15 protein-coding genes and 2 pseudogenes are annotated in these 18,011 nt (G+C 36.1%); 13 read left to right on the forward strand and 4 right to left on the reverse strand.

Annotated elements, in window-relative coordinates:
* Positions 1–95: 95 nt before the first annotated feature.
* On the reverse strand, positions 96–1,649 hold the full coding sequence (locus tag COD92_RS19370; protein WP_098530176.1) for an ABC-F family ATP-binding cassette domain-containing protein: 1,554 nt from the start codon (positions 1,647–1,649) through the stop codon (positions 96–98).
* 649 nt (positions 1,650–2,298) lie between these two features.
* Between COD92_RS19370 and COD92_RS19375 the strand changes: the two genes are divergently transcribed.
* The 4 genes and pseudogenes from COD92_RS19375 to COD92_RS19390 all read left to right on the forward strand — a co-directional run bounded on the left by COD92_RS19375 (position 2,299) and on the right by COD92_RS19390 (position 5,192).
* Complete coding sequence (locus tag COD92_RS19375; protein WP_098530177.1) at positions 2,299–2,871, forward strand: hypothetical protein; 573 nt, start codon at positions 2,299–2,301, stop codon at positions 2,869–2,871.
* 309 nt (positions 2,872–3,180) lie between these two features.
* Positions 3,181–3,321, forward strand: a complete 141-nt coding sequence (locus tag COD92_RS32920; protein WP_255286642.1) for a TIR domain-containing protein — start codon at positions 3,181–3,183, stop codon at positions 3,319–3,321.
* Positions 3,290–4,503: pseudogene (locus tag COD92_RS19385) on the forward strand (TrkH family potassium uptake protein); the annotation flags it as partial. The gene COD92_RS32920 and the pseudogene COD92_RS19385, both read left to right, overlap by 32 nt.
* Before the next feature lie 33 nt (positions 4,504–4,536).
* Positions 4,537–5,192, forward strand: a pseudogene (locus COD92_RS19390) (potassium channel family protein).
* A gap of 645 nt (positions 5,193–5,837) precedes the next feature.
* On the opposite strand, the gene COD92_RS19395 reads toward COD92_RS19390, so the two are convergent.
* Positions 5,838–7,070, reverse strand: a complete 1,233-nt coding sequence (locus COD92_RS19395) for a cytochrome P450 (RefSeq protein ID WP_098530178.1) — start codon at positions 7,068–7,070, stop codon at positions 5,838–5,840.
* Between the two features lie 336 nt (positions 7,071–7,406).
* Here COD92_RS19395 and COD92_RS19400 point away from each other — a divergent pair, with 336 nt between their 5' ends.
* On the forward strand, positions 7,407–7,955 hold the full coding sequence (locus COD92_RS19400; protein WP_098530179.1) for a PadR family transcriptional regulator: 549 nt from the start codon (positions 7,407–7,409) through the stop codon (positions 7,953–7,955).
* Positions 7,956–8,247: 292 nt separating this feature from the next.
* Here COD92_RS19400 and COD92_RS19405 read toward each other — a convergent pair whose 3' ends face one another.
* Positions 8,248–8,793 (reverse strand): TetR/AcrR family transcriptional regulator, encoded by a 546-nt coding sequence (locus tag COD92_RS19405; protein ID WP_098530180.1) that lies wholly within the window; start codon positions 8,791–8,793, stop codon positions 8,248–8,250.
* 321 nt (positions 8,794–9,114) lie between these two features.
* On the opposite strand from COD92_RS19405, the gene COD92_RS32520 reads away from it, so the two are divergent.
* The 8 genes from COD92_RS32520 (at position 9,115) to COD92_RS19445 (ending at position 16,729) form a co-directional block, all read left to right on the forward strand.
* The gene (locus COD92_RS32520; RefSeq protein ID WP_218014481.1) at positions 9,115–9,426 is read left to right on the forward strand and encodes an MATE family efflux transporter; all 312 of its coding nucleotides are present in this window, start codon (positions 9,115–9,117) and stop codon (positions 9,424–9,426) included.
* Positions 9,426–10,364: an MATE family efflux transporter gene (locus tag COD92_RS19410; protein WP_218011278.1), complete on the forward strand. Its 939-nt coding sequence runs from the start codon at positions 9,426–9,428 to the stop codon at positions 10,362–10,364. The genes COD92_RS32520 and COD92_RS19410 overlap by 1 nt, the downstream gene beginning before the upstream one ends.
* A gap of 384 nt (positions 10,365–10,748) precedes the next feature.
* Positions 10,749–11,807: an NAD(P)-dependent alcohol dehydrogenase gene (locus COD92_RS19415; protein WP_098530181.1), complete on the forward strand. Its 1,059-nt coding sequence runs from the start codon at positions 10,749–10,751 to the stop codon at positions 11,805–11,807.
* Between the two features lie 332 nt (positions 11,808–12,139).
* Positions 12,140–13,201 carry an NAD(P)-dependent alcohol dehydrogenase gene (locus tag COD92_RS19420; RefSeq protein ID WP_098530182.1) on the forward strand — a complete coding sequence of 354 codons (1,062 nt, stop codon included), beginning with the start codon at positions 12,140–12,142 and terminating at the stop codon, positions 13,199–13,201.
* Positions 13,202–13,270: 69 nt separating this feature from the next.
* Entirely contained in the window at positions 13,271–13,450 is a 180-nt protein-coding gene (locus COD92_RS19425; RefSeq protein WP_098530183.1) for a hypothetical protein, read from the forward strand.
* A 264-nt stretch (positions 13,451–13,714) separates the two neighbouring features.
* Positions 13,715–13,924, forward strand: coding sequence for an SDR family NAD(P)-dependent oxidoreductase (locus COD92_RS33625; RefSeq protein WP_098530184.1), 210 nt, complete (start codon positions 13,715–13,717; stop codon positions 13,922–13,924).
* Positions 13,851–14,831, forward strand: coding sequence for an aldo/keto reductase (locus COD92_RS19435; protein ID WP_098530185.1), 981 nt, complete (start codon positions 13,851–13,853; stop codon positions 14,829–14,831). Before COD92_RS33625 ends, COD92_RS19435 begins: the two co-directional genes overlap by 74 nt.
* A gap of 518 nt (positions 14,832–15,349) precedes the next feature.
* Positions 15,350–16,729 (forward strand): UDP-N-acetylmuramoyl-tripeptide--D-alanyl-D-alanine ligase, encoded by a 1,380-nt coding sequence (locus tag COD92_RS19445; protein ID WP_098530186.1) that lies wholly within the window; start codon positions 15,350–15,352, stop codon positions 16,727–16,729.
* Positions 16,730–16,947: 218 nt separating this feature from the next.
* On the opposite strand, the gene COD92_RS19450 is transcribed toward COD92_RS19445, so the two are convergent.
* The gene (locus COD92_RS19450; RefSeq protein ID WP_098530198.1) at positions 16,948–17,976 is read right to left on the reverse strand and encodes a YheC/YheD family endospore coat-associated protein; all 1,029 of its coding nucleotides are present in this window, start codon (positions 17,974–17,976) and stop codon (positions 16,948–16,950) included.
* Positions 17,977–18,011 lie beyond the last annotated feature (35 nt).

Genomic DNA, 18,011 nt, shown 5'->3' on the forward strand with positions numbered 1-18,011 from the left:
AAATCTAAAGTATATTTTTATTAAAAATTTTGGATGGTTTATAAAAAGGGGTACCCAAGTGAAATTTTATTCATTGGGTACCCCTTAATCTTTATTTAAAACACTTTCGTAGTCCAATCCTCACAATTCCAAATATCGGTCGCAATTTCACGATAGAAATCAGGTTCGTGGGATACCATCAAAATACTTCCGCGATATGTCTTTAAAGCACGCTTCAATTCTTCTTTTGCGTCCACATCCAAGTGATTGGTAGGTTCGTCTAGAATTAATAAATTCGTTTCTGTGTTTAAAATTTTACACAATCGAACTTTGGCTTTTTCGCCACCAGAAAGGACTTCGATTTTACTTTCAATATGTTTCGTCGTTAATCCACATTTTGCAAGAGCAGCACGGACTTCAGCCTGATTCATACTTGGGAACTCGCTCCAAATCTCTTCAATACAAGTGTTGTAGTTGGACTGTTTAACTTCCTGTTCGAAATAACCGATGTATTGATACTCACCACGTTCCACTTTACCCGAAATTGGATTTATCAACCCAAGAATACTTTTTAAAAGAGTAGACTTACCAATACCGTTCGCACCCACGAATGCAATTTTTTGTCCGCGTTCCATTTTCAAATTCAGAGGGCGAGAAAGTGGTTCATTGTAACCAATAACAAGATCTTCAGTCGTGAAAATCCAACGACTAGTTGCACGAGCTTCTTTGAAAATAAACTCTGGTTTCGGCTTCTCTTTCCCCAATTCAATAACTTCCATTTTGTCGAGCTTCTTCTGACGAGACATCGCCATATTACGAGTCGCAACACTTGCCTTGTTACGAGCAACGAAATCTTTCAAATCAGCTATTTCTTGTTGTTGACGCTTGTAAGCGGACTCTAGCTGTTGCTTCTTCATTTCATATATTTTTAAGAAGTTATCATAGTCACCAACATAGCGATTTAACTCTTGGTTTTCCATGTGATAGATCAAGTTAACAACATTGTTCAAGAATGGAATATCATGTGAAATCAAGATAAATGCATTCTCATATTCCTGTAAATAGCGCTTCAACCATTCGATATGCTGTTCATCCAAATAGTTCGTAGGCTCGTCTAGTAATAGGATTTCAGGCTTTTCTAGTAAAAGCTTAGCTAGCAAAACTTTCGTACGTTGCCCACCGCTAAGATCATCTACATCTCGATCGAGTCCAACATCGTCTAATCCTAGACCACGAGCAACTTCCTCGACTTTTGAATTAATTCGATAGAAATCATTACTATCTAAAGTTTCTTGTAGCTCTCCAACTTCTGCAAGTAATGCATCGATATCAGCGCCTTCCTCACCCATTTTTGCATAAAGTTCATTGATCTCTGATTCAGCATCAAAAAGATATTGAAAAGCAGTACTCAAAGCCTCACGCATCGTGGTACCTTTTTGAAGTACAGCATGCTGATCTAAATAACCAACACGAACTTTTCGTGACCACTCAACCTTCCCCTCGTCGGGTTGCAACTTCCCAGTAACAATATTCATGAAAGTAGACTTACCCTCACCATTTGCCCCAACTAGTCCAACGTGCTCTCCTTTTAAAAGTCGAAAAGACACATTATTAAAAATCGCACGATCACCAAAACCGTGACTTAAATTTTGTACGTTTAATACGCTCATTTTTTAACCCCTTATCTAATGTCACATGTGGATATTTTACTAGATTTTTGCTGCTTTTTCTATCCTGAAGTTATTTTTTGTGAAAATTAAAGTCTGCCCCATCTTAATAAATGAGATTTTTGAATTATATTTACTTGGGCGTATAACAATTGCGTAAGAGTCTATTATACAACCGAACTTGGAGGTAAGATATAAGTTATTCCCATATGGGAATAAATGTAGAAAAAATGAAAGAATTGGTTGAGTTCTAAACTAAAATTTTTAAAAAACAAGTGTAAACTCATCAGCACCCCATGTGTTGCTACATACACTCTTCGCATGTGGAGTGTGCGGCGAAACGCATTTTAAAAGGGTAAACCAATAATACACTCCTGATATTCAAAACACATTCTTGGCATAATCAAAACTTAGTTCTGATATTCTGTGGATAACGTCTGTGTAAATGCAGGAAGAAAAGAAATAAAGAGGGTGGGAACAGAAATCCCATCCTTTTTGCCTGAATAAAAGCGAGAAAAAAGCCTAAAAACTAAGCCAAATACGCGTACTTTTAGGTGAGTCACAGCGAGATCATTATTGTTTCTTTCAAAAAGTATATAAGCAAACTGGCGAGAGTGAAGCGGATTATCAGTATAATTTAGCTCGCCAAGATTTGAGAATAAAAGATTTACGCGGTTATGGGATACAAGCCGTTATTTTAGATAGTTATGACGAAATTACGGAGATTCTTCAACAAATAGAGCGTGGATATCTGTTGAAAAATATTTTTATCTCAGGCAGTATTTCTGAGTTTGGGGAGGTATGGACAAAGCAGAAAGTTAATGATTTTACTCATAGATTAGCTAGAAAACTAGTTATTGAAGATTACCGAATTGTTTCCGGTTTCGGTTATGGTATCGGCTCAACAATTATTAATGGTGCTTTAGAAGAAATCATGAGGAGCAAATATAAGCATGTCGATGAACATCTGTGTTTACGTCCGTTCCCTCACTTCTCATCAGGGGACATACCCATGAATGAACTAAAAAAGAAATACCGTGAGGATATGATTCAGCAAGCTGGAATCGCAGTATTTATCTTTGGCAACAAAAAAGATGAAAATGGGAACATTATTGAGGCAGATGGGATGATTGAAGAGTTCCAAATAGCAAAGGAACAAAAAAAAGTTATAATACCAGTTGGGAGCACTGGTGGAGCAACTGCAACAATTTATAGTGAAATTTAAAAAAATAGTGAGCACTATCCATATTTGTATGGATACATAGATAGATTAGGAGAAGTAACTGAACCTGATTTAGTAATAAATTTAATAAGTGAAATCATTAAAAACCTGCAAATTATCTAAGAGGGTGGAAAAAGATTATGGCTCATAAAACTTTCATATCCTATAAGTACAGTGAGGCAAGAAGTTTAAGAGATTCGATAATTAAATCATTAGGTGAAGATGCTTTCTATTATCAAGGTGAAACTTCTGATTCTCCTGATTTAACGGATAAATCCACCGAAACTATAAAAAAAAAATTTGGCAGATATGATGTACGATACAAGTGTTACAATAATAATTATTTCGCCTAACATGAAAAAAAGTAAATGGATTGACTGGGAGATTGAATATAACCTTAAGAACATAAATCGAAAAGGGCCATGGACTAAGCTTTATAGATGCTTTATTTGAATCAACTTCAGCGGTATGTGTTACAGGTTTGGCCGTTGTAGATACGGGAACAACGTTCACATTATTTGGTCAAATCGTTCTTCTTTGTTTGATTCAAATGGGCGGTTGGGGCTTTATGACGACAGGAATATTTATGTTCATTATTTTAGGAAAAAGAATCGGATTAAAGGAGCGTTTATTATTGCAAGATTCATTAAATGTATTTACTCTCTCAGGAGTGGTCACTTAGGAAAGCGAATTATTCTTATTACCCTTATCGTTGAGTTGATGGGTGCGATAATTTTAGCAATAAGATGGGCGTTTGAGATGCCATTGAAGAAAGCCATCTATTATGGGATTTTCCATTCTATCTCAGCCTTTAATAATGCTGGTTTCGGCTTAGAATCTGACAGCCTTAGTAAATGGGTTGGAGATCCAACTATCAATATTGTAATAACGCTCCTTTTTATTATTGGAGGTATTGGTTTTACAGTAATCCTGGATTTATTTAATAAAAAATCTTTACGTAAGTTGTCCCTACACTCTAAAGTAGCTTTGTTGATGACACTCATTCTAAACATTGTAGGGACTCTAATAATATTGGCCTCAGAATATGATAATTCAAAGACGATTGGAAACTTTGGGTTAGGAGATAAACTTTGGGCATCCTATTTCCAAGGAGTTGTGCCTCGAACAGCAGGTTTTAATACCATAGATATTTCGCAAATGACCATTTCATCTCAAGTATTTATGATGGCCTTAATGTTTATAGGAGCTTCTTCGGGTTCTACAGGCGGTGGGATAAAAGTAACCACTTATGCCATTATCATTTTCGCATTTTGGACAGTCCTAACGGATCGGAACGATGTAAATATCTTCAGAAGAAGAATTTCATGGCAATATGTGAATAGGGCTTTATCAATCGTCGTTGCAGCTATCATTTTTATTTTCATCATTTTCTTTTTATTGACATATACAGAAAAGGCTGAAATGAGCAAAATCTTGTTTGAAACAATTTCCGCATTTGGGACAGTTGGTTTATCAGCAGGTTTAACAACGGATCTGACGCCCATTGGAAGAATATTGATTACCATCATGATGTTTATAGGTAGACTTGGACCCTTAACGATGGCTTTTGCACTTTTAAAAAATCAAAAAGAATCAAAAGTAAGATTTGCAGAAGAGAAAATACTAATTGGTTAGTAAAATGTTTTCTTATGGGGTGAACGCAGAAATATGGTAAAGCAAAGTTATGCAATTATTGGGTTAGGGCGATTTGGAACCAGTATAGCATCTAAATTATTTGAAGCAGAGCAAGAAGTGCTGGGGATTGATATAAATGAAGATCGAGTAGAGAATGGAAAAGAATTTGTTACGCATGCCGTTGTACTTGATTCCACCGAGAAGAATCACTTAAATCTGTAGGTATTCGTAATTTTGACTATGTGATTGTTGCGATAGGAAACGACATGCAAGCAAGTATATTAACCGTTTTGCTTTTAAAAGAATTAGGTGTAAAAAAAGTTATCGCCAAAGCCCTTAATAAACGTCATGGACAAGTATTAGAAAAAGTTGGTGCAGATTGGGTTGTTCATCCTGAAAGAGATATGGGGGCACGTGTAGCACATCAGCTTCTTTTACCTAATGTATTGAATTATATTGAGCTGTCAAATGAATACAATATAGAGGAAATTGTAATCCCTCCAAGTATGTCGGGGAGAAGTTTACGGGATTTTAATCTAAGAGCAAAATATGATTTAAATGCCATTGCAATCGTAAAAAATCAGGAATTGTTCATTTCTCCTTCTCCAGATCAAATTTTGAATGACGGAGATAAGTTAGCTGTTATTGGGCATCGGGACAAAATAAATGATTTTGTAAATAGGAAGTAATAAATGTCTTGAATGTTGTAGTTGATGGGACACCTAGCATTGATTGAAAGAAAAGAACCTAAATTAACTTAATAAAAAAAGGAAAAAAACGGCAGCAAATTAGCTGCCGTTTCAACTTAATAAGAACCTACAAAGTACCAGTCTTTCTCCATCTTATCAATTTCCACAAAGTCTCCATCAAATGCTTTTTTAGAAGTTGATCATTTGGTGTATTTTTATGTTTATCATATTAGGAAAGAAAATAGGGCTAAAAGAGAGGCTGCTGCTTCAGGAAAAGCTGTAATAGAGCGGCATGGAAAAGTTCTAACTCAAATCTGATCTGAGCAAGTGGTCTTTCCTGAGCGAAAAACAGACTTATGGATAGCTAAGGACCTTTTGTACCAAATTTCCTTGATGACCACGGCTCAATACCGAGGTCATCTTTTAGCTGCAAAGGATCTTTTTTTAACTGTCTATATTAAGGGTACAGTTCACACATTTCCTACCCTTTTTTATAAAGTTTTTTAAACGGACATAGTGAGATAAAATTATTATAGACTTCTCTCTAACAAAATTCCTACTTGTTCTGCCATAACTATAGTTGGATAAGGAATTCCATTCGTGATCCACCATTCCACAATCATATTTCAAATGACTGTTTAATCTTTACTTATAGACCTTCATCGGTAAATAAGTTAAGGACTGTCCCGTAGCAGAAGCAGTTAAATTTTCTTCTAATTGAAACCCTTCTACCGGTTCGATGCGAGAAAACTTTTGTAAGACTGCCTCTAGAGCAATTTTCATTTCTAATCGTGCAAGAGGGGCACCTAAACAGATATGTGGACCATTTCCGAATGTCAAATGTCTTTTATTATTTGAACGATGAATATTTAAAGAGAATGGATCGTCAAACATATTTTCATCCATATTACAAGCACTCATCCACGCAATGACAACATCTCCTTTTTTTAAGTCAGTGCCTAATAAATTATTGTCTTGTTTAACAGTACGATCTCTTCTAGACATATGAAAACGATATCGGAGCATTTCATCGACTGCGTTTAGCACTAATTCTATATGGTCTTTTAGTTCTCCATATAATGACTGGTCATCATAGAGCAATGAATAGAAAGTATTGGCAATCGCATGACTTGTTGTTTCAACCCCCGCACCTAAAAGCAACATTGTGGTCTGTACAATCTGCTCATCCGAAAACCCTTCGCCATCTATTTCAGCTTGGATTAAGTCAGAGATAATATCATCCGAAAGGTTCGATCGTTTTTGAACGACAATCGGGTAGAGATATTGGAAATATTCTTTGGCAGCATTTTGTTTCTCCAGCTCAATATCTTCCAATCTTTCTTTGTCATAAGGTTGGAAAAGAATATCAACCCATTTTTTGAACTGATACCTATCTTGTACCGGTACCCCAAATAAATCTGTTATGACCAGACTAGGAAATGGCGCAGCCAAGGCTTCAACAATATTAATAGTAGAGTTTTCTTGTATGGCTTCCACAAGTTCGGTTGCAATCTGTTGAATACGCGGTTCCCAGTTTTTTAAACTGCGGGGAGTGAAAGCAGCTGCTAACAAGGAGCGTGCTTTCCGGTGCTGAGGTGGATCTATGAGTGTAATATTCATAATAGGTGAGGTTTTTTCTTGTTTGTCTTTAGCTCCAACAAAAATTGTGGTTCTTGGACCTTCACTTGAAAAGTATTCATAGTTACTTAACACCTGTTTAACATCTTCATATTTAAAAACATTCCATGTATTTGTTTTTTCATGATAATAAATAGGATGATTTTGAAGCATTTCTTTGTACCAATTAATAGGAAAAAACTCTTCCGTACGTGATTGGAAATTAGTGATTTCATTCATTGGAATTACTTCTTTATTCATAATATTCTTCCTCCTGTAAATAAATTTACACAAAGTAATATTAATGGTTAATTGCTAATTATGTATTACTTCATGTCTTTTACTAATTACAAATTTACTCTAATCAGAGTAGTTTATATAGAGTAAATTGTACTAAAGAATTTTATTTTTGTTCTGTTGCAAAATTATATAAATGGGCTTTATTACTCTTGCGACTACACGCTTTCAGAAGCAATTTGGTTTAAGAAAAGTAAACGTTTCAGCGGCTGAGAATGAAGACAAATGGAGGTATGATGATTACTATTATGATAAAATTTAAAGGATTAAAGGACTAATTATAAGAAAGGAGATTTTCCAATGTCTCTTTCGTTATTTATACTCGGGAGTTTGGCTAATGAAAATAGTAACCCCTATCAATTAAAGAAAGCATTATTAGATGTAATTCCCATAAAAATAAGTGAAGGAAAATTTTACTATAATTTTGAGGCACTACAGAAAAAAGGACTAATTGAACCTGTTGAAACAATTGAGATAGTTAATCGCCCGAACAAAACCCTGTACGGGATAACTAAAGAAGGAAGGCGCTTCCTTGAGCAAGAGATTTATAACAGCTTTAAAAAAGTCTCAAAGATACAAGATTTGTACATATCCATTTATCTGTTAAAATACATTGATCCAGCGAAGGCAGCTTTTTTCCTTGAGGAAACTTTAAAACGAGAAAAGAATCGGTGGGCGGGATATAAAGAGGCTAAAAATAAAGAAGAATTCAAAGTGCGAAATGAATTACTTGATGAGAAACAGCAGAGGGCGGTTCAATTTATTAGTGAACATGCATTTAGTCAATCAGAACATAATATTCGTTGGATGGAAAAGCTCTTAAAATTTTTAAAGCTGTTCGAAGAATGAAATAAAAAGTAGGATGTCTATGTTCACAAATTACATAGGCATGCTGTTTAACAATTTTCTTCTCTTATTGTAGTATTATTAACGTAAAGGAAATCGGACCAACAATTCCTAATGATGCATTGGATCAATGTATTCCTAATTGAAAATGATAAAAAAGTATCCTCTTCTGAAGAAATGAATTGGGACTAATTACCAATACCGTGTAAATAAAAAGTATATGAGAAAGGCTAGGTATTCACATTTCCTAGCCTTTTTTATAAAGTTTTTTATTCGGTTATAGTGATAAAAATTATTATAGATTTCTCTCTAACAAAATTCCTACTTGTTCTGCCATAACTTTAGGTGGATAAGACATTCCATTCGTGATCCACCATTCCACAATCCCAACATATGAAGTGACAATAAATTGAAGAAGAACATCTTCATTTAATTCATGGTTCTTTCCTTGTGATGTATCGACTTCATCCTTGAACTCTTCAATAAGAAACTCATGGAACTGCCTACGGAAAGAAGGGGCTCCTTTACTTGCTAACATGGTTGAAAAGAATAAATAATGACTTTTGAGGTATTCAAACCATGGCAGATTCGCATCTTTATACTCCATTTCAGATGTCGATTCGCAAATTTCCCCCATTTTATCAATATGCTCTTCAATGAGCTTATCCAATAGGTCAAATTTATCCATGTAATGAAGATAGATGGTTCCCCGGCTAACATTTGCCCTGTCGGAAATATCCTGTATCGTGATGTCATCAAAACTTTTTTCTGACATTAGTTCAACTACTGCTTTTTTTATCGCTTCTTGGCTTTTAGCTATTCTTCTATCCACTTTAGTCATTTAGATTTAAACTCCTTTAAAGATAATTAACAATTTTTATTTATATGTTCACTAATGAACAAATTGTGTCCAATTAACAATTGCCAGTATTCAATTTCTATTTATAATTATATACAGTTGTTCATTAATGAATCAATATTTATTTTTGGAAACACTGGAGTTACGGATATTTGCAGTATCATATAAAGCAGTATAATCGGGGGGATTAAGTTACAACAGAAGACTTTAGCGTTACAATCAACCAAGTTATTTACGAATAGGGATTTATTCGTATTATTTTTGCCACTTATCATAGAGCAGGGTTTAGAATATCTGGTGGGATTGGCAGACTCCATTATGGTAGCCCACGTAGGTGAATCTGCTGTATCTGGAGTTTCCCTTGTAGACTTTGTTATGGCTTTACTCATTAGTTTGTTTGCGGCACTCGCAACAGGTGGGGCAGTAATTGCGGGACAATACTTGGGTAGGAAGCAGCTGGAAGAATCAAGGGAAGCAGCAAATCAATTGGTATGGTTTGCTGGCGCTGTGTCTATTATCATCACGCTCATTATCTATCTAATCAAACCACTAATTTTGAATGGACTATTTGGAAAATTACCGATGAAGTACGCACTAGTGCAAATACTTATCTGATGATCACTGGCATATCTATTCCATTCCTTGCGTTATATAATGCTGGAGCTGCCATATTTAGGACAGTGGGTAATGCAAAACTTCCCATGTATGTAATGTTGGCCATGAACATTGCTCACGCAGTAGGGAATGCCATCCTTATTTATGGCTTTCACTTTGGAGTTGAAGGCGTGGCCATACCGACACTTCTATCACGTATTACGGCAGCAGCGATTATTATCACGTTGGCTTTTAACAAAAAGCAGCCATTATATATAAAGAAAAGTTTAAAACACAAATTTAACTGGTCCATGATTAAAAGAATCTTAGGTATTGGTGTTCCATATGGATTAGAAAATGGTTTGTTCTATTTCGGAAGAATTGTTGTACTTAGTCTTGTTTCCACTTTTGGTACAGCAGCCATTGCAGCTAATGCGGTGGGAGGCACTATTGTAATGTTTGAAGTCCTGCCAGGTATGGCAATCGGCCTTGGGCTGACTGTAATTATAGCAAGATGTATCGGTGCAGGAGATTATGAACAGGCTAAATATTTTACCAAAAAAATTATGGGGATTGTGTATTCGGCACAAGTAGTAAGCTGTGCAGTGGTACTTGTTTTACTACCTGCCATATTAAATGTCTATGGATTATCAGAGACTGCAAGATCATTGACGACACAAATCGTTTGGTGGCATGCAGCTTTCGAAGTCATCATTTGGCCGCTAGCTTACACTTTGCCTGTAACGTTCCGTGCATCAGGAGATGCTAAATTCCCGATGTGGGTAGGGATTTTATCGATGTTTTTCTGTCGTATTGCGTTGGCTTATCTCCTTAGTATTTATTTTAACATGGGAATGTTCGGTACTTGGGTGGCTATGTTTATTGATTGGATTGTGAAAGCATTCATTTTCGTCGGTCGATATATAAATGGAAAATGGAATAAATATCATGCAATTTGATTAAGAACATTTATGTAAGTTTGTTATGATCTAAAGTATTGTTTTAATAAAAAACGAAAAGCTTAAATATAATTTTTAGAATGTGGGCTACGCAATGGTAGCCCATTTCTATTTTAATAAACAGGCCATATCTTTGTGCTTTACAAAGAAGACTTGGTTAATGAAAAATTTCTTAAAGTTAATAGACAATTTCAATTGATTTGTTCATTACTTAACAAAGTGAGTTGATTTAACCATTGATAACATGATGAATCAACGTATAATAATAAACAGATGTACATTAAGGTATTGGTGTTTATATTATTGATGGTTAATGGTTAGCCAAATATCCATTAATGTAAATCCAAATTTTAGCGATAACAAGAAAGGATTGTGTTGTGTCTTATGTGTAATAAACATCAAAACATTACAACCAGTGTACTTAGTGTTCCAAGTGCAAAAGCACCATTTGAAAAGACGACAATTGAACGGAGAGATTTACAGCCAGATGATGTCTTAATAGATATTAAGTATTGTGGAATCTGCCACTCCGATATTCATAATGCACACAATGATTTTGGCAGTGGTGTCTTCCCGATGGTTCCTGGTCATGAAATTGCAGGCGTTGTGACAGCTGTAGGTTCAGAAGTTACAAAATTCGCTGTTGGTGATCGAGTTGGTGTGGGTTGCTTTGTTGACTCGTGCGGAGAATGTGAATTCTGCCTTAGAGGCGAGGAGCAATTTTGTAAGAAAGGTGTTGTCGTTGTATTTAATTCAATAGGCTACGACGGTAATCTAACATACGGTGGATACAGCCAAAAAATCGTTGTAAAGGACAAGTTTGTTGTCCGTATTCCAGACGGACTTGATCTCGATGTAGCAAGCCCATTATTGTGTGCAGGCATCACGACTTACTCTCCAATGAAACATTGGAATGTCGGCCCGGGTAAGAAAGTTGCGATTGTAGGAATGGGAGGTCTTGGTCACCTCGCTGTACAATATGCCCATACTATGGGTGCTGAAGTTACTGTCCTTAGTCAGACTATGAATAAAAAAGAGGAAGCCATTGGTTTTGGAGCAGACCATTATTATGCAACCAGTGATCCTGCTACATTCACTGAGTTGGCTGGTCAATTTGATCTTATTTTAAATACAGTGTCTGCAAATATCGATGTTGATGCGTATCTATCCATTCTTAACGTTGATGGAACACTTGTAAATGTTGGTTTGCCAAACAAGCCAGATCAGTACAATGTTTTCTCCCTATTCGCTGGCCGTCGCAGTATTGCTGCTTCAAACGTTGGTGGAATTAGAGAAACACAAGAGATGCTCGATTTCTCTGCACAACATGGGATAGCCCCTATGATTGAAGTAATTCGTGCTGACCAAGTGGACGAAGCATATGAGCGTGTTCTACGTAGTGATGTACGTTATCGATTTGTTATTGATATGTCTACATTGTAATACAACTCTATTTAAATGAAAGAATGGGTCAATCAATGGGTTGACCCATTTTTAGTTCAGAATAATTAAATAATACGGCACAATAAATTATAGAATTAGGTCTTATTCTTATCAGTCCCTTGAGTTTTGAGCATGCTCAACTCTACTTTAAATATGGTAGGGTAAAACAAAATTAATAAAGATAGTGGATAATTAGAATTATTTTGTCTAATAATCAACAAATCCTATAAAAGTGTTTAGTTATCATTGTGTATAGGGAACAAGATAGGGGTAATTCTATTATTGTTAATCGAATTATTCGGTGTTAACTAGAAAGGATTGTGTTGTTTTTTATGTCAAATAATCAAAAAAACACAACTACGACGGGTGTTCTTAGTGCTCCAAAGGCAAAAGCACCTTTCGAACGCACTACCATTGAGCGAAGAGAATTAAAACCTGACGACATTTTAATTGATATTAAATTTAGTGGTATTTGTCATTCGGATATTCACAGTGCCTTTGATGAATGGGGCGGTGGAATATTCCCAATGGTTCCTGGTCATGAAATTGCAGGAGTTGTGGCAGCAGTGGGATCAAAAGTTACAAAGTTTGCTGTGGGGGACCATGTTGGTGTTGGTTGTTTTGTTGACTCGTGCGGAGAATGTGAATACTGCCAGAGCGGTGAAGAGCAATTTTGTACGAAAGGTGTTATCAGCACATATAATTCATTAGATTATGAGGGTAATCCAACTTACGGCGGATATAGCCAAAAAATCGTTGTAAAGGAAGATTTCGTTGTCCGTATTCCAGATGCTCTAGGATTAGATGTAGCAGCTCCGTTATTGTGTGCAGGCATCACTACATACTCTCCCTTGAAACACTGGAACATAGGTTCAGGTAAAAAGGTTGCCATTGTGGGGGTTGGAGGCCTTGGACACGTAGCTGTTCAGTTTGCACATGCTATGGGTGCCGAAGTAACTGCATTGAGCCAAAGTATGAAAAAGAAAGATGAGGCAATAAAGCTGGGTGCGGATAATTATTATGCAACCAGCGATCCTGCTACATTCAAAGAGTTGGCTGGTCAATTTGACCTAATATTAAACACAGTTTCCGCAAATCTAGATGTTGATGCGTATTTATCTATGCTTCGGGTAGATGGAACACTTGTAAATGTCGGTGCCCCAGCTGAGGCAGATAAGTATCATGTTTTTTCTTTAATCATGGGTCGTCGTAGCATTGCAGGATCCCTTGTAGGTGGAATTCGTGAAACACAGGAGATGCTGGATTTTGCTGCTAAACACGGTATAGCTCCTATGATTGAAATCATCCGTGCTGAACAAATAAATGAAGCATATGAGCGTGTTCTACGTAGTGATGTTCGTTATCGATTCGTTATTGACATATCAACTATGTAATTCTTATAGCTAATTTTCTCTATTACCTAAGTTCAGTCAATCTATTACTAACATCAAGGAGGGCTTCTTATGAGCCAAGAGAAAAACTTTTCTCCTAACAATGGTAATTTCGCAAAATTTGTCATAAATCACACCGACAAAAATAACAACCAGGAACAAAATGTAAGCCAAGTAAATGATGAGTTTGCTACTGAAAATGATGCTCAATTCATTGATCACAATAATGTTAAAAATGATGCACCCCAATAATGATTCCTTAGAAAATAAACCGCTTCGGTAGAGGCGGTTTTTCTTACGTCACTATTATTGGTTATTGGAATCTTAAAGCCACTTAAGTCATGATAGGTCCACTAAATTTTTAACAGATAATTAACAATTTCTATGGATTTGTTCACTAATTAACAAAAAGCGTTGATTTAACAATTGTAAGTAAGCTGTATCTATTTATAATAATAGACATAAGTACATTAATGAATCATTATTTATCTTTTATAGAGGTATGTTTTATCTGGTATGTCTCATATTCAAGGCAAAATTCTCATTATTACTGGTGCTTCCAGTGGTATTGGAAAGGCTACTGCAAAGGAACTTGCATCCAAAGGTGCCAAGTTTGTTCTAGCAAAATTATTAAAAAGTGAGGACTATTCAAATGGATTATGTGAAATTTGGAAATACAGGATTAGATGTATCTCGCCTTACCCTTGGTTGTATGAGTTTTGGTGAAGCTGACCGTGGTTATCCTAAATGGACACTTGGTGAAGAGGACAGTCGTCCTATCCTAAAAAAAGCCCTTGATTTAGGAATCAATTTTTTTGATACAGCGAATTTTTATTCAGAAGGTACAAGTGAAGAAATCGTTGGGAATTTTATAAGAGAATCTGCAAATCGGGATGAAATTGTCCTTGCGACAAAGGTTTATTTTCCGATGCATGAAGGCCCAAATGGTAAAGGTCTCTCCCGAAAGCATATTATGAGCGAAATTGATAAAAGCCTTAAACGCCTGGGCACAAATTATGTGGATCTGTACCAAATCCACCGCTGGGATTACAACACACCGATTGAAGAAACAATGGAGGCACTTCATGATGTCGTGAAAGCTGGAAAGTCAAGATACATTGGTGCTTCGTCTATGATGTCATGGCAGTTTCTGAAGGCGAACAATATTGCGGAGAAAAATGGATGGACTAAGTTTGTCTCAATGCAGAATCATTACAACCTTTTATACCGTGAAGAAGAAAGAGAAATGCTCCCACTCTGCAAGGAAGAAAAAATCGCCGTCATTCCTTGGAGTCCTCTTGCGAAAGGAAAGTTGACTCGTAATTGGGAAGAATCAAGTGCACGTTGGGAAAAAGAAGCGGTTGGACAAAAGTTTTACCCAGCAACGTCCGAGTCAGACCGACAAGTGGTTGAAAGAGTGGCGGAAGTGGCGGAAAAACGTGGTGTACCAAGAGCTCAAATCGCACTTGCCTGGGTGTTGCAAAAAGACACCATTACTTCTCCAATCGTTGGGTCTACGAAAGTATCTCACCTTGAAGATGCAGCAGCTGCTCTATCAATAAAGTTAACAGCTGAAGAAATTTCGTACATGGAAGAACCATATGTACCGCATCCAGTGCTTGGTATAGATTAATATTTTTGTTGTGGGCTGTATATATGCAGCCCACTCTCGATAAAAAGGGAGGATTAATTGTGCGTATAAGTGAAACAGCAAACAAAAACCACGAAGAATTGTTTCCAAATCATCAATCAACTCTAAAAGTAACAGATCCAGAACTGATCGAAGTCTTTGATAACTTTTATAGGGGGACAATTATATGTCCCTTTATTTGTGTTCAGAGAACTTTTTAGTGGTTGGCGGGTAAAGTATGAATTTTGGCGGGTTAGGCTAGTTACAGAGCAACCATGACTAGGTAATTTAATAGCTGTTCTGCGAAAAAATGAATGACTTTCAGATTAAAACAATGTGAAAAACGGAAAACATTAAAAATATGAAACCAGGGAGGAAGATTCATGTGTATTTATCACACACCTGCATGAGGGGACACATCATATGATACATTAGGAAATTCATAGTGATTCAATCACTACTACCTATAGAAAAGGATTATTGGGGGAGATGCTTTAAAAAGGAACTTCAGGGGGGACATTTTGAAGACATTATTATTGGAGAACATTTTAACTGCCATGAACATTCAGCCTAATGAAAAGCAAAAAGGAATACGGATCAAGACGGTCACTTATAACAGATTTGAAATTAGGAGTCATACGTTATATTTTCGTTGGAACAATAGAGAGGTTCCTGTTGAAAGAATAAAGAATTACAAAAATGTATTCATCGTCACAGATACGCCATTTTCTCAAATGGAAAGATTAAATCCTGAGCAAATCATTCTGGTAAAGGACCTCAAAGACACCTTCTTTAAATTCACTTCATATTATAGGCATCTGTTTAACATTCCCGTAGTCGCCATTACGGGTACATGTGGAAAGTCGACTACGAAAGAAATGCTAAAACATATTTTAGAAGAAACACACAATGTCCAGGCAACCATATCCAGCAAAAATGCCGATTATTACAACCTTCCTTATTTATTGGGAATGGATGAAGAGACGGATGTGGCAGTGTTTGAAACCGCCGTATCTAAAAAAGGGGATATGACGGAGTCCTGTAAGTATTTTTACCCGACGATTGGGATTATGACCATGATTGATATAGATCATACGGATAAAATTCGATCATTTGATGATTATCTAGCAGAAAAGGCAAAAATCTTGCAAGGTATGAACAATGAGGGAATTCTTATTTTAAATTCGGACGACCCTTATCTCTCCTCCATCGATACTTCTAAATTTAAGGGAGAGATTATCACATTCGGAAAAAACAAGAATGCTAGGTTTAGAATTAAGAAGTTTCAATATGATTTATCTGGCATGACTTTTTGGATGGAATATAAGAAAAGGGAATATAAAGGATATATACCAGGGCTTGGTGAGCATAGTGTCTATAATGCAGTCGCTTCATTAGCAGCAGCTAGCTTGTTAGGAGTGGATATTCGCTATGCTTTAAAGAGATTATCCTCTTATCATCACATGAGATCTCATTTTCAAATAATGGAAGGACGAAATCAAATTACACTGGTGGATGATACGTGGAAGTCAAATCCTGCCTCGTTAAGAAAAGGCTTAGAAACATTAAGCCGAATAGCACTGCCATCCCAACGGAAAATTGCTGTTCTGGGCAGAATGGCATCCCTGGGAAAATATGCAGATGAAGAATACGAAAAGGCAGGACATTTAATCGCTGCTTCGGGGGTCGATGTACTCATCACCAAAGGGTTTATTGCAAAGGATTTTCAGAAGCCAGCTATCGAGGCTGGAGTAAATCCTGATCATGTTTATCATTTTTCAGATGCAGATGAAATGAAGAGGTTTTTTGATTCGTTTTTAATCCCGAATGACCTTGTTTATTTCAAAACTGGAGGGGATGACTCGGACTTCGATGATGTCATCGAATATTTAAGAAGTTAAAATATCACATAAAAAGGCAGCTTTCCTTTAATGAATTTCAGCCTTGGAGGTGAAGTCCATGTGCGGCAAGCTGCCTTTTTAGGGATTTCAGTATGAAAAAAAAAAATAGGACGCCATAACAGCGGCCTTAATATCTGGGGCACTATATAACACTATCAATATCACAAAATGGTGGAAATGAAATGTTGAGGTATTTAGTGTTTTATATGAATTCACGTCTATCGTTTATTTGTATCAGCTAGATATTTAGCATATAAAATCGTATTTTTGGCTACATCTAATTCCAAACTATATATATTAGGTGGACCTGGTCTCCAATTCACTTCAAAAAGCCATAGTTTTTGGTTTTCATCAATTCCGACGTCAATTCCTAATTCATCCAATTCACTGTCATATAAAGAATCAAAATGATTGGAAAAACTGATCGCAAACTGTTCAAGATACCTTTGAATATCATACCAGGAGTCACCAAACTCTGTTTTTAAAAAAATATCCAGGTAAGTACTATAACCACCACTCCCCATATTAGAAGTTATGGTCCCTAAACGCCCGATCCTTGGATAGATAGAAGTAATCACCCATTTGCCTTCTCCATTTTTTTGTACATGCAACCGGAAATCAAAAACATGACCAGATTTTGTTTGACTAGTAATAAACTGTTGAACGACGTAATCTTGTTCTTGTATTTTAGGAGATAACCAGTCTAACAATTGTTTTTCATTCATAGATGATTCTAATCCTGCATCATTCATTTTGTAATGTTTTGAACCATTTTTTTCGATAAAAACAACGCCGCCTCCTTGATGCCCAGATAACGGTTTGATAATCACTTTTTGATATCGTTTGATCATGTCAAAAAAAATCTGAACGTCGGTTAATTCATAAAAAGGAATAAGGTAATGTTTAAATTTATTTGCCTTTTTAATTCTGTTATATACCGATAATTTGTCCCCAATCGAATGACTTGTAAACGGAATTCTATCATACAAATAATCAAAGATATGTTTTGTTTTCTCACTCGCAAGATAACTTGCATTATAAATGACATCAGGGAAAGGAAATTCCTTTTCAATCCATTGTCCATTTTCATAGGCTTTTCCTAAAATTTTTTGCTGTTTGATATTCACCTTACCTGGGGTAAAGTAAAAAAAATTTACACCTTCAGCTTTTGCGACAGCGGCATAAGCATATGCTTTCTTTACTTTACTTGGATCTCTACGATGATGAAGCATGCCAATTAGCGTCATTTTACTTCTTTCCACCTCTCCAAATACTTCTTCTA

The organism is Bacillus sp. AFS037270 (genome assembly GCF_002585305.1).

Bases quoted from the DNA above. Each gene is read 5' to 3' on its own strand.
- COD92_RS19370 (WP_098530176.1), bottom strand. From the start codon at position 1,649: ATGAGCGTATTAAACGTACAAAATTTAAGTCACGGTTTTGGTGATCGT.
- COD92_RS32920 (WP_255286642.1), top strand. From the start codon at position 3,181: ATGTACGATACAAGTGTTACAATAATAATTATTTCGCCTAACATGAAA.
- COD92_RS19395 (WP_098530178.1), bottom strand. From the start codon at position 7,070: ATGAATAAAGAAGTAATTCCAATGAATGAAATCACTAATTTCCAATCA.
- COD92_RS19400 (WP_098530179.1), top strand. From the start codon at position 7,407: ATGTCTCTTTCGTTATTTATACTCGGGAGTTTGGCTAATGAAAATAGT.
- COD92_RS19405 (WP_098530180.1), bottom strand. From the start codon at position 8,793: ATGACTAAAGTGGATAGAAGAATAGCTAAAAGCCAAGAAGCGATAAAA.
- COD92_RS19410 (WP_218011278.1), top strand. From the start codon at position 9,426: ATGATCACTGGCATATCTATTCCATTCCTTGCGTTATATAATGCTGGA.
- COD92_RS19415 (WP_098530181.1), top strand. From the start codon at position 10,749: ATGTGTAATAAACATCAAAACATTACAACCAGTGTACTTAGTGTTCCA.
- COD92_RS19420 (WP_098530182.1), top strand. From the start codon at position 12,140: ATGTCAAATAATCAAAAAAACACAACTACGACGGGTGTTCTTAGTGCT.
- COD92_RS19425 (WP_098530183.1), top strand. From the start codon at position 13,271: ATGAGCCAAGAGAAAAACTTTTCTCCTAACAATGGTAATTTCGCAAAA.
- COD92_RS33625 (WP_098530184.1), top strand. From the start codon at position 13,715: ATGTCTCATATTCAAGGCAAAATTCTCATTATTACTGGTGCTTCCAGT.
- COD92_RS19435 (WP_098530185.1), top strand. From the start codon at position 13,851: ATGGATTATGTGAAATTTGGAAATACAGGATTAGATGTATCTCGCCTT.
- COD92_RS19450 (WP_098530198.1), bottom strand. From the start codon at position 17,976: ATGACGCTAATTGGCATGCTTCATCATCGTAGAGATCCAAGTAAAGTA.